Annotated in this window: 19 protein-coding genes; 3 read left to right on the top strand and 16 right to left on the bottom strand. The window is 47.6% G+C overall.

The genetic code is table 11. The annotated features are described in order from the left end of the window. Position 1: 1 nt before the first annotated feature. From HII30_RS14245 to HII30_RS14180, 14 genes are all read right to left on the bottom strand, one after another. Complete coding sequence (locus HII30_RS14245; RefSeq protein ID WP_169505709.1) at positions 2-424, bottom strand: stage V sporulation protein AB; 423 nt, start codon at positions 422-424, stop codon at positions 2-4. After that, on the bottom strand, positions 424-1077 hold the full coding sequence (locus tag HII30_RS14240; protein ID WP_169505708.1) for a stage V sporulation protein AA: 654 nt from the start codon (positions 1075-1077) through the stop codon (positions 424-426). The genes HII30_RS14245 and HII30_RS14240 overlap by 1 nt, the downstream gene beginning before the upstream one ends. A 212-nt stretch (positions 1078-1289) precedes the next feature. After that, positions 1290-2045 carry an RNA polymerase sporulation sigma factor SigF gene (gene sigF, locus HII30_RS14235; protein ID WP_169505707.1) on the bottom strand — a complete coding sequence of 252 codons (756 nt, stop codon included), beginning with the start codon at positions 2043-2045 and terminating at the stop codon, positions 1290-1292. An 11-nt stretch (positions 2046-2056) separates the two neighbouring features. After that, positions 2057-2515 (bottom strand): anti-sigma F factor, encoded by a 459-nt coding sequence (gene spoIIAB, locus HII30_RS14230; RefSeq protein ID WP_169505706.1) that lies wholly within the window; start codon positions 2513-2515, stop codon positions 2057-2059. Further along, positions 2512-2865 (bottom strand): anti-sigma F factor antagonist, encoded by a 354-nt coding sequence (spoIIAA, locus tag HII30_RS14225; protein WP_169505705.1) that lies wholly within the window; start codon positions 2863-2865, stop codon positions 2512-2514. The genes spoIIAB and spoIIAA overlap by 4 nt, the downstream gene beginning before the upstream one ends. Before the next feature lie 88 nt (positions 2866-2953). After that, positions 2954-4135, bottom strand: a complete 1182-nt coding sequence (locus HII30_RS14220) for a D-alanyl-D-alanine carboxypeptidase family protein (protein ID WP_169505704.1) — start codon at positions 4133-4135, stop codon at positions 2954-2956. A gap of 194 nt (positions 4136-4329) precedes the next feature. Further along, positions 4330-5154 (bottom strand): purine-nucleoside phosphorylase, encoded by an 825-nt coding sequence (locus HII30_RS14215; RefSeq protein WP_169505703.1) that lies wholly within the window; start codon positions 5152-5154, stop codon positions 4330-4332. Between the two features lie 32 nt (positions 5155-5186). Continuing rightward, positions 5187-6368, bottom strand: coding sequence for a phosphopentomutase (gene deoB / locus HII30_RS14210; protein WP_169505702.1), 1182 nt, complete (start codon positions 6366-6368; stop codon positions 5187-5189). 75 nt (positions 6369-6443) lie between these two features. Further along, positions 6444-7340, bottom strand: coding sequence for a site-specific tyrosine recombinase XerD (xerD, locus tag HII30_RS14205; RefSeq protein ID WP_169505701.1), 897 nt, complete (start codon positions 7338-7340; stop codon positions 6444-6446). A gap of 43 nt (positions 7341-7383) precedes the next feature. Further along, on the bottom strand, positions 7384-7725 hold the full coding sequence (locus tag HII30_RS14200; RefSeq protein ID WP_246246436.1) for a DUF4227 family protein: 342 nt from the start codon (positions 7723-7725) through the stop codon (positions 7384-7386). Positions 7726-7883: 158 nt separating this feature from the next. Further along, positions 7884-8348: a ferric iron uptake transcriptional regulator gene (fur, locus tag HII30_RS14195; protein WP_169505700.1), complete on the bottom strand. Its 465-nt coding sequence runs from the start codon at positions 8346-8348 to the stop codon at positions 7884-7886. A gap of 92 nt (positions 8349-8440) precedes the next feature. Further along, a complete protein-coding gene (spoIIM, locus tag HII30_RS14190) occupies positions 8441-9079 on the bottom strand; it encodes a stage II sporulation protein M (RefSeq protein WP_169505699.1) in 639 nt (212 codons plus the stop codon). A gap of 93 nt (positions 9080-9172) precedes the next feature. Beyond that, the gene (locus tag HII30_RS14185; RefSeq protein WP_169505698.1) at positions 9173-10393 is read right to left on the bottom strand and encodes an endonuclease Q family protein; all 1221 of its coding nucleotides are present in this window, start codon (positions 10391-10393) and stop codon (positions 9173-9175) included. Between the two features lies 1 nt (position 10394). Beyond that, positions 10395-10973 carry an NUDIX domain-containing protein gene (locus tag HII30_RS14180; RefSeq protein ID WP_169505697.1) on the bottom strand — a complete coding sequence of 193 codons (579 nt, stop codon included), beginning with the start codon at positions 10971-10973 and terminating at the stop codon, positions 10395-10397. A gap of 95 nt (positions 10974-11068) precedes the next feature. On the opposite strand from HII30_RS14180, the gene mciZ reads away from it, so the two are divergent. Together mciZ and HII30_RS14170 are read left to right on the top strand one after the other, a co-directional pair. Next, complete coding sequence (gene mciZ / locus HII30_RS14175; RefSeq protein WP_169505696.1) at positions 11069-11221, top strand: Z-ring formation inhibitor MciZ; 153 nt, start codon at positions 11069-11071, stop codon at positions 11219-11221. A gap of 110 nt (positions 11222-11331) precedes the next feature. Then, positions 11332-12522 carry a tetratricopeptide repeat protein gene (locus tag HII30_RS14170; RefSeq protein ID WP_169505695.1) on the top strand — a complete coding sequence of 397 codons (1191 nt, stop codon included), beginning with the start codon at positions 11332-11334 and terminating at the stop codon, positions 12520-12522. A gap of 67 nt (positions 12523-12589) precedes the next feature. Here the strand turns inward: HII30_RS14170 and HII30_RS14165 are convergent, their stop codons facing one another. Further along, positions 12590-13726: a M20/M25/M40 family metallo-hydrolase gene (locus tag HII30_RS14165; protein ID WP_169505694.1), complete on the bottom strand. Its 1137-nt coding sequence runs from the start codon at positions 13724-13726 to the stop codon at positions 12590-12592. 105 nt (positions 13727-13831) lie between these two features. Between HII30_RS14165 and prli42 the strand changes: the two genes are divergently transcribed. Then, positions 13832-13933: a stressosome-associated protein Prli42 gene (gene prli42 / locus HII30_RS14160; protein ID WP_169505693.1), complete on the top strand. Its 102-nt coding sequence runs from the start codon at positions 13832-13834 to the stop codon at positions 13931-13933. A 16-nt stretch (positions 13934-13949) separates the two neighbouring features. Here prli42 and lipB read toward each other — a convergent pair whose 3' ends face one another. Then, positions 13950-14639 (bottom strand): lipoyl(octanoyl) transferase LipB, encoded by a 690-nt coding sequence (gene lipB / locus HII30_RS14155; protein ID WP_169505692.1) that lies wholly within the window; start codon positions 14637-14639, stop codon positions 13950-13952. Between the last annotated feature and the right edge of the window lie 7 nt (positions 14640-14646).

The raw sequence follows: 14646 nt of genomic DNA, 5'->3' as shown, positions 1-14646 counted from the left end.
ATTATGGCCTGTAAATAAACCAGTCAAATAAAGAACCTGCCACTTTTCCTGCGACCATCGCCGTCAGCAGACCAAACAGATATCCTGTCAGCCTCAGGCGTTTTGCTAAAATTGGCAGTACATTCAGCACTTCGGTGAGTGCAGCTGCAAGCATACCGACAAAAATACCGCACAGCAGACCGATGAATGTGCTCACAACCCCGCCTAATGGCACTTTCCACATCCAGAAATCTGCCATCGTACCCATGAGTGAACCTGCAATCAGAGCCCCCTCGTACCAATGGACCCGATGATAAGTAAACGTTAACTGGGCAAGCCGGGGCACGATATCCAGCACGATAATAAGAGCTATAACACCGCCGCCTACGGCTATACCACCTGCCACCCCGAGCAGGATAGACAGCACATCCTGAAGCTGAAGCATTAACGTTTTTTTCCTGAAGGCAGTACGGGCTGAACCGGTGTTCCCAGCTTTCGGTATTCTTCGGCTACCACATACTGGTCCAGATTTTCTTGATAAAGAAACATTTCTACTTCCAGGGGTGTGGGTTCTTCATTCCATTTCTTTCGAAACAGGTGATTAAAAAACACAGTCATGCCAAAGCCGATCCCGAGCGAATACGCAATCTGGAACAGATACGGATGCTCATCACGCTCTCCAGTCACCATTTCAACGATGCGGATCTGAACTTCCAGCATATTCACATCGGCGTGAAAATTCATAATGGTCAGTGCAGATCCGAAAAACAGCAGCAGCCATACAAGCGGAAACCATATTAAAGACGGCTTGGTCGCACTGCTGGTCAACTCGACAAGAGTATGATGATGTCCCATGGGTTCAATATGGACCCCGGGAATCAGCTGGCGGATTCTAGGTATGATCTGAATGAGATCCAGCAGCAGGCGATTGCCATCCCGATCCTTCGGCTGAGCAAGCTGCAGGCTTTGAAGCGGTTTTTCCCATTCTGGATCACAAATAATAAACGCCACATCTCCTAGTAGAATGATCTTATCCCGGGGCAGCCGGATTCGGCTGCGGAGCTGCAGAAAGACCGTCGGAGCGGAATTCCTGTTCATCCGAAACACCCCTTTGCTGCTAAATTACTGTTAGTATGGGAAAAACATGAGGGTGTTACTCGAAAATAAATATCCATATACAGGAAGAGATTTTGAGGTATCAAGGCAATAGGGGCAATTCGTACGCGGAACGTTTCATTACATTAAATGGGGCCGTTCCCCAAGATCTAAGATCTTGGGGAACGGCCCCTGTGTGAAAAGATGCTTTAAACTTACTGGGCGATCTGATTACGGATATTCTGCAAAATTTTCTTCTCCAGCCTGGATACCTGCACCTGTGATATCCCGAGCCGGGTCGCGACCTCAGACTGGGTCTGGTCCCTGTAGTATCTGAGGTACACGATCAGACGTTCCCGCTCGGAAAGGCCTCCAATGGCTTCATTCAAAGCTAATTTGTCAAACCAACGCTCTTGGGACTCGTCTGCGATTTGATCCATCAAGGTGATCGGGTCTCCGTCATTCTCAAATACAGTCTCATGTATCGAGGTTGGCGGCTTGTTCGCTTCCTGGGCAAATACAACTTCCTCTGGCGTGACCCCAAGCTCTTCGGCCACTTCTTTAATAGTCGGGAGACGATCCAGGTATTTCGACAGCTCGTCCCTCTTCTTACGGACTTTATTAGCCATCTCTTTCAGAGAACGGCTTACTTTTAACGTACCATCATCACGTAGAAACCGCTGAATTTCACCGATAATCATCGGCACAGCATAGGTTGAGAATTTGACATCATAACTTAGATCGAACTTATCCACGGATTTCAAAAGCCCGATACAGCCGATCTGAAACAGATCCTCCGGCTCATATCCGCGATTCATAAACCGCTGTACAACCGACCATACCAGACGAATGTTACAATTCACCAGTGTATCTCTAGCTACATTATCACCGCTTTGGCTAAGTGCGATCAGACGTTTCACCTCAGCGTCATCCAAATAAGTCTGCGAAGCTTTCTTCACATCGGCATCCATGTGTCCAACCCCTAATTATACAAAGCTTTCTTGGATTCAATCCTTTTCTTCATTTTGATCGCGGTGCCGGTTCCCGGCTCACTGACGACATCAAATTCGTCCATGAAGTTTTCCATAATCGTAAAACCCATCCCCGAACGCTCCAGTTCAGGCTTGGACGTGTAAAGCGGCTGCTTGGCCATCTCCAGGTCCTCAATTCCGTGTCCTTTATCTTCAATGACAAGGGTAATGATGTCACCATCAATCGCAGCCTCAATACGGACAACGCCTGAGGGATCGCTGTCATAGCCGTGGATGATACTGTTGGTCACCGCTTCGGAGACGACAGTTTTCAAATCACTCAGCTCATCCATAGTCGGATCCAGCTGAGAGATAAAAGACGCCACAGCCACCCTGGCAAAGGATTCATTCTCCGACTTGGCGGCAAATTCCAGCATCATGAAATTATGCTGTGCTTGTCCCTGATTCATGACACAACCTCCAACCCCGAGAGTGCGGTGCCCTCGTTCTCATATATAGGCATAATTTTGAACAAACCTGACATTTCCAGAAGGCGGTATACAGCAGGTTTCACATCGCATACTGCCATTTTTCCGCCCTTTTGTTTTATGAACTTATAACGTCCCAGAATAACCCCGAGACCCGAACTGTCCATAAACTCCAGTTCTTTAAAACTTAAAATCAGATGCTCCGTCTGGCGCCGCTGGATGGCTTCATCCATCTGCATCCGAACGAGATCTGCGGTATGGTGATCCAGTTCACCGGACAATCTGACGATCAGCACATGGCGCTGATGCTCCATTTCAACATTCAGATTCATGCTTGTTCACTCTCCTCCCTGACTTGAACAAGAATTTCTACGTTGGGATTTCACTTTCCTGCTCCATGACAAAACTAGAAGAAAACTCCTAAGAATCTACATGAAACAGTTTTCCTGTCGTACGCTTGAATAATTTCCAGAACCCGGCCTTTGAGATGTCAGATGCCGATTTAAGTTCAAATTCTTTCACCAGGTGATCTCCTTGATAAACGGACAATTTGCCGATGACCTGACCTTGGGCAACAGGCGCCTTAATGCTCTCAGGCAGTGTAAGCTCATGTCTGAACTGGGACGAATCGCCGCCTTTTTTGACCAGAACGCGGTAATCCTGCTCTGCCTGCAGCTGCAGCTCCGGCTGAGAACCTTTTGAAATTTTCACCGTGCCCAGCATTTCACCCTTCTTGTAGACTGGATGCATGACGTATTGCGAAAAGGCGTAATCAAACATTTTCGAGATTTCTTCATTTCGGGTTTTCGTATCCGGTGCTCCCAGCACCACGGCTACAGTCCGGAGTCCGTCCCGCATGGCCGTTGCAGACAGGCAGAATTTCGCTTCCGAGGTATAGCCTGTTTTCAATCCATCGGCACCTGCATAGAAACGGACCAGTTTATTTGTATTGACCAGCCAGAACGGTTTCTCACTGTCTTTTCGCAAATAATCCTGATAAGCCCCTGTGTATTTTGTAATGCCATCATATTGAAGAAGTTCACGGCTCATCACAGCAATGTCATGCGCTGAGCTGTAATGGTTTTCTGCCGGAAGACCATTACAGTTCGCAAAATGGGTATCTTTCATGCCCAGCTCCTCCGCTTTGGCATTCATCATTTTTACAAAATCCTGTTCTGATCCTGCAATTTTCTCAGCCAGTGCCACGGAAGCATCATTTCCTGAGGCCATGGCAACACCTTTCAGCATTTCTTCGACTGTCATTTCCTCTCCGGGTTCCAGGAAAATTTGGGAGCCGCCCATGGACGCCGCATGCTCACTTGCTCTGACTTTATCACTCCATTTCAGCCTGCCATCCTTAATAGCCTCCATGGTCAGCAGCATGGTCATAATTTTCGTGATGCTGGCGGGAGGCAGCTTATCATGGCTATTCTTTTCATAAATGACAGTCCCGGTATCGGCATCCAGCAAAATGGCTGAACGTGCATTTGGAGCTAGCTCCGTATTATTCAATGCGCTCGATTTGGTTTCATCCGCATATCCGGCTGCAGCCGGCAGCAGCAAACAACATGCCAAAAATCCGGCTATTACTATTTTTTTCAATTCGTCCCCTCCTGACATTGGTTACAGCGAGACCGCAGGTTTGCGGCTTATGTTTCTCATTGTCGTCAGGATGGAACTAAATTATTCCAGATGATAGGGTTATCGTACAATAATTTTGCTAAAAGGTTATAAAAAAAGATCTGACCGGAAGCTTGGTAGCTCCAGCCAGATCCTATTGATTTATTTCAAATGGGTTACATTTCCGGTATGATTGCCATCACAAGTTCCAGGAACGTTTCACGTACCTTCTCGGCCGTTTCCATGACTTCTTCATGGGAAAGCGGCTGATCCAAAATGCCTGCTGCCATGTTGCTGATACAGGAAATGCCCAGCACTTCCAATCCGGCATGACGGGCCACAATTACCTCGGATACCGTAGACATGCCTACAGCATCTGCACCAAGTGTACGAAGCATGACGATTTCAGCTGGTGTTTCATACGTTGGGCCGAGCAGACCTGCATAAATGCCTTGCTGCAGAGAGATCCCTTTTTGCTTGGCCTTATCCAGTGCTAAACTCCGCAGTTTGCGGCTGTATGCCTGAGACATGTCCGGAAAGCGGACACCCAGCGATGAATCATTAGGACCGATCAGCGGATTTCGCCCTGTCATATTCAAATGATCTGTAATGAGCATCAGATTACCCGGCTCAAAGGAAGTGTTGACACCTCCGGCAGCGTTTGTTACGAGCAGACTCTTTACGCCGAGCTGTTTCATAACCCGGACCGGGAAAGCTGTCATTTCCGGACCATATCCTTCGTACATATGAAAACGGCCTTTCATCATGACAACCGGTCGTCCCTGTATGGACCCCAGCAGCAGTTCGCCTTCATGTCCTTCTACGGTCGAGACAGGAAAATGCGGGATATCGCTGTAAGGAATCGAAATGGTCTGCTCCATCAGTTCGGACAGCACACCCAAACCGGAACCCAGGATAAGACCTACTTCGGGCTTAACACCGCCTTTGTTTTCAATATAAGCTGCTGCTTCCTCAATCATTACTGCTTGTGTAGATATCATTTCAAGCATCTCTCCTTTAATTTGTAATCTATTTATTTGAGCTGTGACAAAAAGCTTTCTCCATGCTCAGGCGGCTTAGCACCGAAGTTATGGGCAATGGTAGCTCCTACATCTGCAAAAGTTTCTCTCAATCCCAAATGCCCGCTCTGCTGAAGTCCAGGACTGTACAGAAGCAGGGGAACATATTCGCGTGTATGATCAGTCCCTGTATGAACGGGATCATTGCCATGATCCGCAGAAATAATCAGCAAATCGTCCTCTTTCAAAGTCTCCATAATGCCCGGCAGCGCCCGGTCAAAATCAGCCAGTGCTTGTCCGTATCCTTCGGGATCCCGCCGATGGCCGTACAACGAATCAAAATCCACGAGATTTGTAAATAACAGTCCTTCAAAATCAGACTTCATCAGCCGTATCGTTTCCTGAATGCCATGTTCATTGCTTTTTGTCGGAAAGGACTGGGTCACACCTTCACCAGTGAAGATGTCATTAATTTTCCCCACGGCAATAACATCCAGATTATGATGCTCCAGCGCGTTCATCACCGTCGGTTCCGGAGGCTTAATCGCATAATCATGCCGGTTCGATGTGCGGACAAACTGTCCCGGGGCGCCGGTAAATGGCCGCGCAATGACCCGGCCCACGGAAAATTCCGGCTGAAGTGTCAGGCTGCGGGCCGTTTCACACGCTCTGTACAGCTCGTCCAGCGGGATGATATCCTCGTGTGCCGCGATCTGAAATACGCTGTCTGCTGAGGTGTATACAATCCATGCTCCGGTTTTCATCTGTTCTTCGCCAAATTCTTTAATAATCTCTGTCCCCGAAGCAGGCTTATTACCAAGCACTTTGCGGCCCGTAGCCTGCTCGAACTGTGCAATCAAAGCAGACGGAAAACCTTTCTCATAGGTGTTAAACGGTGTTTCCACTTTAAGGCCCATCAGTTCCCAGTGACCCGTCATCGTATCTTTGCCCACCGATACCTCCTGCATTTTGCCGTAATAGCCCCGCGGTGCATCTTCAGCCGGAACATTCGGCAGGGATTCTATATTTCCAAGTCCCAGCTTTTGCAGGTTCGGAAGGGAGAGCTCTGCATTGTGTTCCAAAATGTGACGCAAAGTATGAGCCCCGGTGTCACCGAATTGTGCTGCATCCGGAGCTTCGCCAATACCTACACTGTCAAGTACGATAAAGCAAATCCGACGATATGGTTGAGTCATTTCAATTCCCTCCTGAGCAGTTCTGTAATTACTGTGAATTAACGTCATTCCATAGCATGTCTATGCACGGACAGCTTACCTCTTATCCGCACGGGGATGGAAATTGTCGTACACGTCCTTCATACTCTTTTTGGCTGAATGGTACATCTGGGTCGTTGAGAGATCTGCATGACCAAGCATCTCCTGAACAGATCGCAGGTCAGCCCCGTTGTCCAGTAAATGAATAGCAAATGAATGACGCAGGGTGTGCGGTGTGAGGTCATCTTCAATCCCTGCCGTTTTGCCGTACTTTTTTATGATTTTCCAGAATCCCTGACGGGTGAGATGCTGTCCCCTGCTGTTGAGGAACAGCGATTTAACGGATACATCATCCTTCAGCAGCCGATCTCTCATATACTTGAGATAATGATCAACACTCTCGGCCGCCAAGCGGCTGATTGGCAGAATCCGCTCCCTGCCTGAACTTCCATTGCAGCGTATATAGCGCATATCCGTATTGACATCCTGGACCGTCAGATTGACAAGCTCAGATACCCGTATCCCTGCTGCATAGAGCAGCTCCAGCATTGCCTTATCTCTTGCCCCGTGCGGAGACCAGATATCGGGCGCAGCAAGAAGGGCTTCCACCTGTTCTACAGTAAGGGATTTCGGCGGTTTACGCTCCGGTTTGGGAGACTCCAGCATCACGGTAGGATCCTGGATGATGACTCCCTTTTGGACGAGGTACTGAAAAAACGACCGAAGAGAGACGATACATCTCATGATGGTAGATGATGCTCGCCCCTGCTGTTTCAGGTGTCCAATATACAAGCTCAGGACCGTGCGATTCACATCTTCCGGCGCTTTAAGACTTCGTTGTTCTGAAAATTCAATAAAACCCGCAATATCACTACGGTAGGACTCCAGTGTATTCCGGCTCCATGATTTCTCATCAGACATATGTGTTATATACGACTGCAAGTGTTCCTTCATAGGCTATTCTGCTCCTTACATCTGCTACCATATACAGTGTTGTTTATTCCCCGTACCAGTAGTAAAGCTTTAACCGCTCACCCGGTGAATACGGATTGTCCTGAAGGCCCTCCGGATAAAATGCTTTTACGGCATGGCCTGCCGGCACCCGGTACGGATCCGGAGGTGCAATCCAGCGTCCTGCCCATCCCAAAACTACATAAAAAACAAGTGTCAGAATGGCAAATACAACCGTGAACCTAAAAAATGCTGCAATATCCCGGATTGAAATAATCATATACTTCTTACCGCCTTTCGCTGCCGTCTTGTCCGTATAACAAGGTATGATCTGGCAGTATACGATATGACGGTGTAGAGACTTATCATTCTGTAAACGAAAAAGCATATTCTAAAACGCATCGGCTTTCATGATCAGCGTGACCTTGGTTCTGTTTACGACTTCTCACTTCTCAAAAAAAGCCCTCTCGGAAACTGCATTTCCGTAAGAGGGCTGTTCTAAGTGTGGTTGACCACTGTGCCAATCCTGCCGTACCAAAAATTCCATTAGGCTTCTGGATCATCCTGACTGCTTTTCTCCTTGCACCGGAAGCAAATCCCGTGAAAATCCAGCCGATGATCATGAACCGTAAAATTAAATTCTTGCTCCAGTCGTTCTTCAAGCGGTCCCAGCCAATCTTCCCGTATTTCATCCATGCTTCCGCATTGGGTACATATCAAATGATGATGATGATGCTTGGACGTATCTGTCCGTAAATCATAACGTGCGACACCGTCGCCAAAGTTAATCTTCTCCACCACATGCAGCTCGCTCAAGAGCTCCAGGGTACGGTACACGGTCGCCAGACCAATTTCCGGTGCTTTCTCTCTGACAAGCATAAACACGTCTTCCGCGCTGAGATGGTCATCCTCATTCTCTAACAATACGCTAACTGTGGCTTCCCTCTGGGGCGTTAATTTATAGCCATGGGATTGTAACTGCTGTTTGATTTTGTCGATCCGTGCTTCCATCGTTCCCCTCCCCCTTGGAAATCACTGCACGTAATTGTCACTTCCTTCATTATAGGGGGACTTTGCAAACAAAGTCAAACGCTTTTCAAGGTCTAAAATGATCCGTCAGGTAAAAGCATGGGCGCAACCCAGCGCATCAATTCCGGAGAAATCCAGGTTTCAAATGAAGCTACCACCAGCATCAGAACGGCCATGATACAGGTCGTTGTAAGATACGCAGTAAATGGCTGGGTTACCTTCCCCCCGCGCTGCGTTAACAGTCGATATCGAATGATGTACAGCGAGAATGCGATCCCTGCAACACTGCACATCATCAAAACCGGAATCCCCAGTACATTTTGAGGAGCCACGGAAACCAGAGCGAACAGCAATCCTTTCCACGAATACTGGCCGACCATATAGCCAACCGCGAATCCGATCAAGACCCCTTTCAGGAAATCCAGCACAAGAATGCCAGGGAGGCCGACAACAGACAATCCCAGCAGAAAAATCAATCCGATCCACTTTAGATGAAGGGAAGCCACGCTGCCAAAAGAGACAGGTGCCGCACCCTCACTGCCTTCGTGCAGATTCACAAAAAAATGATCCAGATAGCCTGCCAGATCCTGCTGCTGCTCCAGCGATAACGCGTTCACCATCAAAGCGCCGAACAAAACGCCAACGAGGAATAACACAGCGACAAAGACATACAAGGGCAGCTGATCTTTAAAGGTTTGTCGAAAAGGTAACATCGGGACAGGTTCTCCTTTCGGTGTCTCTATCCCTACTCTATGACGCTTCCCTATCTTTTTATGACAGAGACGAAGGTTTGCTGCCTTTCAACTTCATTCACTTTTCATCACTTTTCCATATGTTCCCCCGCCGCCGGATGACAGCTTTAGCGTACCGTTCCTCGCCAGCATGATGCTTCTTGCCAGCTTTTCACCCGCAATTTCGATTAACTGCTGCTCAGATGCTCTATGGAGAATCGCCATCTCCGTTCCAAATGCGTTCAGCAGCTTGTTCATCATCGCTTTACCCAGCCCCGGAATAAACTCCAGCGGAACCTGGTAGTGATAAGGTGGACGGTGGTCAGGTATAAACGGATCCTGACGATCAGATATTGAAATGATCCGGTCCAGTACACCTTGGACAGTCTTCAGACTTCCACAAAGTGGACACCGGTCAAGAGACGAAACCATAGTTTGCTCATCCAGAATTGTGCCGCAGCTGGAACAGAAGGTACGGTGGTACTTTCCAAGCCTTGGATTCAGTCCGAAATTGCCGGTCACACGCCGCCCTGCCTCCCTCTTCAAAGCCATAACAAACTCATCAAATGAAGGCTCCTTCATCAAAATCTGATTGTATTCCCGGCCTATCTTGCCCAGTGAGTGAGCATCCGAGTTCGTCAGAAAAGTGCAGTGATCCAGCTCGGACAAGAGACCAGCCATGGAAGAATCAGCACTCAGGCCCAGTTCCACAGCGTCGATCAGATCACGGTTCAAAACGTATTCCATCCGGTCAGTTACACTCCCGTACAATCCTTTGTGCGGAGTAAAAATATGCGCTGGTATCAGCACGCCGCCGCGGTCAGCAACCTCCCTCTGCAGCTCTTTCGGTTCGACATAAATGCGCTGCGAGCTAAGATTCACATTTTTCATATATCGTGACATCCAGGAGGTGAAATCCTGCATATCGCCCAGGGTCCGGAAATAAACGAGTACATGAGCCGCTCCCATTCCCTGTTCTTTAATTTCAATCTCGCTGCCGAGCAGAATGACTGTATTTTGATATGAGATGCCTCCGCCACTCACTTCCTGCATGGACCCCTGGTCCAGACATGACAAAATGTCTTGTTGAACCGAAGGAGAATGACAGTCGATGATGCCGATCATATCAATACCCTTTCTGAAAACAGCTTCCTTGGCAATATTCTCGAAAGTCAGATTACGGCTGCCGCTGATTTTAACAGGTTGTCCATCACCTGCCCGGCCAATATGAATATGCAGATCGCTATAAAATGAAAGCAAGTTGGTATCTGAACATAGTTCATCCCTGCTGCTCACGTTATATATTTCCCGTCAGCTTATAAATTTGCCATGCATAGACCGCCATAATGGTCTTGGCATCGCTAATACGCTCTTCATCCATCAGGCGATATGCTTCCTCCAGTGTGATCTCCGACATTTCCAGAAATTCATCTTCGTCCGGCTTCATGTCACCTACTGTAAGATCTTCCGCCAGATACAGATGAATCACTTCATCAGCAAATCCAGGAGAAGTATAGAAGGTCTGCAGCTTCCGGATTGAAGCGCACGTATATCCCGTTTCCTCCTCCAGCTCCCGCTTAGCTGCTTCCATCGGATCCTCGCCTTTTTCGAGCTTGCCTGCCGGAATTTCTACCTCGCAGCGTCCTAGGGGCTGTCTAAACTGGTCAACAACGAGCATTTTGTCTTGATGCAGAGCTAATACAGCAACCGCCCCCGGATGCCGGACGACTTCACGTGAAGCGGTTTTACCATCAGGTAACATAACGGTATCCAGCTGCAGGGAAATGATTTTCCCCTCAAAAATGGATTCTGAAGATATGGTGCTCTCATCAAGCAAAGGATTCACGCTGTGTCCGGAAATCGATTTATTATTCATGCCTTAAAGTCCTCCTTGGTATAAAAAAGTCATGCCTGTCCATGCTGTTGCATAGGGTGTATTATATCAAACTTTCGAAGAAAGAAGGAACGGACATGAAATGCTACCGTAACGAGAACTCCATACGTTGGGTCGGGCAGGCTTGGCAGATTAAAGCGATGCTGAAGCAGTGGCAGAAAGAGTGGGGGCCTGAAGTTTTAGTTCTGGATATTCTTCAAAAACAGAACAAGGATAAACACGAAAAATAAATCAAAAAAGTAGTACTTTAGACTTATTTTTCGACTTTTTTCTATTTTTTTCGTAATTTGACCATGACTAATACCCCGGTACGCGTGTTTTACATATGGGAGGTTGCCACATGAGAGAACTTATACAAATAAAACCCGAACATAATACGCCACCACCAACTCAGCCTTTCGAGCTCGGTCAATGGTATGAGAAGCGTGGCAGCTTTCATCAAGCGCTGTCCTGCTTCAAAGAAGCCGCACTTGATTGTATATCCACAGGATGCCTCAGTGTAGACCAAAACGCATCTGCCGAGAACTGGATTCATTACGGCCGGCTGCAGGGAAAGCTAAATCACTATGAAGAAGCATCCCAGGCATTCAGGCACGCTTTACAGTTCGACTCCAGTCTGGCTCAATTGGCGCTTCAGGAGTGGGCTTCACTGCTTCACCGAAGCGGGTGGTGTGATCATGATATTTTCCAGTATTTCACTGGGTCGAATATTATGCCTATGATTACATACGCTATGGCAGCTCAAGCTCTTTTTAGCATTGGGGCTTATAAGGAGTCTGCTTTGTGTTTTCATAATTCCGAGTATACCGATCCATGCATTAGGTTGATGCATGTTCGTTCTTTAATCTTCATTGAGCGCATGGACGAAGCATTTCTAATTCTAAGAGACTTGCATAAGCTTTCCGATGTTCCGTCCTGTGATATGAAATTTATCAAAAATGCGCTTTATCTTTGTGTATGGCGCAGGGATGGAAAAGCTCCTCTGCTTACTGATGGAATGCAGCATTCCTCAATTGCTGTGACAGCGATCGGTCTGGGCATGATTACTGAAGCAGAGCACCTGCTCTCCCAGGAAGGCAGAAGCGGTGAACTAGAATTAATCTCAATATTGTATCAGGAAGGCTATATTCAAACTGCACTGGATCGGTTGAAGCACATCCAATTATGCAGCTCGGAATTAACCTCTTCTGATGCAGCACGTCTACAAATGATGAAAGGCGAGAGCCTGTATGATCAGCATCGTTATCATGAAGCTGCTGAACATTTTAAAGTCCTCCGCCTGAAACGGCCTGATTTAATGGAAGCCCGTTATGGAGAAGCCGCATGCTGCCTGCAGCTTTCTCTGCTGTCGCTGTCCAGCCGGCTGGAAAAAATGTATCGTGTGGATAAAGTGAAAGAACAAATCACTGAATATATGAACTACGTTTACAGTGCGCTGCATATCGTTGAAAGCAGCGGATGGCACACTTCCTGGACCCCTGGCCAGCTTCGGCGGGATTCGGCGCCTCGGAGGCTTGCTCTGCTCAATTGAATCTTACAATGAACAAAACAGCAGCCTGTACCGACATCCGGCAGGCTGCTGTTTTGTTGTTCCCATGTTAATCTGTATCAGACTTCGTCCCTTGCTTTACGATTGCTACGACTATATTAGCGGCTTTAACCAGATTGTCGACATGGATGCGTTCCTTGGTGGTATGAATATTCTCATACCCTACGGCCAGGTTTACCGTTGGAACACCTAAACCGTTGAATACATTCGCATCGCTGCCTCCTCCTGAAGCAAACAGTTCGCTTTCCAAACCGAGTTCGGTAATGGCACGCTGTGCGAGTTGAACAACGGCGTCGTTTTCATTAAAACTGAATGCCGGATAAATAACTTCGCTCCGAAACTCGGATTGTGCCCCATATTCTCGGGTTGTCGTTTCTAAAGCTTCCCGCATATGACGAATTTGCTGTTCTACTTTTTCCTGAACGATGCTTCTGGCCTCTGCATCAATTTGAACATGGTCACAAACTACGTTTGTCGGCCCTCCGCCTTGAAATTTACCGATATTGGCTGTCGTTTCATGATCAATACGACCCAGCTTCATGTTGGAAATAGATTTGGCGGCAACTTGAATGGCACTGATTCCGTCTTCTGGATTTACGCCTGCATGTGCCGATTTTCCCTGGATCGTCATCGTGATTCTGGCTTGCGTGGGAGCTGCCACGGCAATGGAGCCTACCTTACCATTCGAATCCAGAGCAAATCCGAAATCTGCGTTCAACGCGTCCGGTTCAAGAGCTCTTGCTCCCATTAATCCGGATTCTTCACCTGCTGTAATGACAAACTGGATCTGTCCATGTGGAATCTTGTTTTCCTGAATGATTCGGATCGCTTCCAGTAACGCGGCGATGCCGGCTTTGTCATCAGATCCGAGTATCGTTGTACCATCACTGCGAATATAACCGTCATCACCAAGCTGTGGTTTGATACCTTTCCCTGGTGTCACCGTATCCATATGACAGGTAAAAAGAAGTTTAGCAGCTTTTTCTGCTCCTTCTGCATCCCATGTAATTATCAGATTACCAGCACCATGTCCGGTTTTTTCCTTGGAGTCATCTTCCAGGACCTGCAGTCCAAGGCTTCCGAATTTCTCTTTCAACACTCTGCTGATTTCCTCTTCATGCTTCGTTTCACTGTCCACCTGAACAAGTTCCATGAATTCAGCAACAATACGCTCTTGATTTACCACTGGACTTCCCTCCCCTTCACCAATAGGTTACAATGTTTTATAGAAGTTATAAAAACCTCTATCACTCCATTATCATCATTAAACCCAAATCAAAGGAGCAACACCATGCAGCGAAAAAAATGGTTCCGTGTCGTCATCTATCTCATGCTGGCAGCCATGATTGGCTCCACGCTGTTCATCGTTCTAGAACCGCTGCTTCTGCCTTAATTTTCAAACAGAATCATTACCACGCAGAAGGCAGTTCGGCTTCATAAGGAAAGACCCGGGTGAAGTAACTCAGAATCTCCCGGGCCGCTTCCTCGACTTCAATTTCTTTTTGCAAGCATTCTTCCAGTGTAGTGACACCATACTGCTGAATCCCACATGGCACAATCCCTGCAAATCCCTCATGCTTTACATTGTTCTTGATATTCAGTGCAAAACCGTGACTTGTGACAAAACCGCGGTGATGCCTGCATTTGTTAAATTTAACGCCGATTGCACATATTTTCAGATCCCCGACCCACACCCCGGTATATTCAGGTTTTCGTGTGCCTTGAATCCCGTAACTCCCCAGATAATCAATGATAACCTGTTCCAGACTGCGCAAATACCCATGCAGGTCCAGATTTTTACCGCCATCCAGCAGCAGAAGCGGGTACCCCACAAGCTGTCCTGGACCATGGTAGGTAATATCTCCTCCACGGTCAATCTGATACATCGTAATTCCCCGCTGCTTTAATTCTTCTTCACTGAGAAGCAGGTGTTCCGGATGACGCTGGGAGCCCATCGTATACGTAGGTGGGTGCTGGAGAAGCATCAGACTTTCCTGACGCTTCCCTGTATCAATATCAGACACCATTTCTTTTTGCAGATTCCACGCCTGATCATAGTCCATCGTCGGGAAGTACGAAACCTCCAGTGTGTTACTCATGTTAGCT

It is taken from the genome of Paenibacillus lemnae, assembly GCF_012933385.1.
Lineage (GTDB): Bacteria > Bacillota > Bacilli > Paenibacillales > Paenibacillaceae > Paenibacillus_AQ > Paenibacillus_AQ lemnae.
This window is presented reverse-complemented; position numbering and strand designations above follow the sequence as displayed.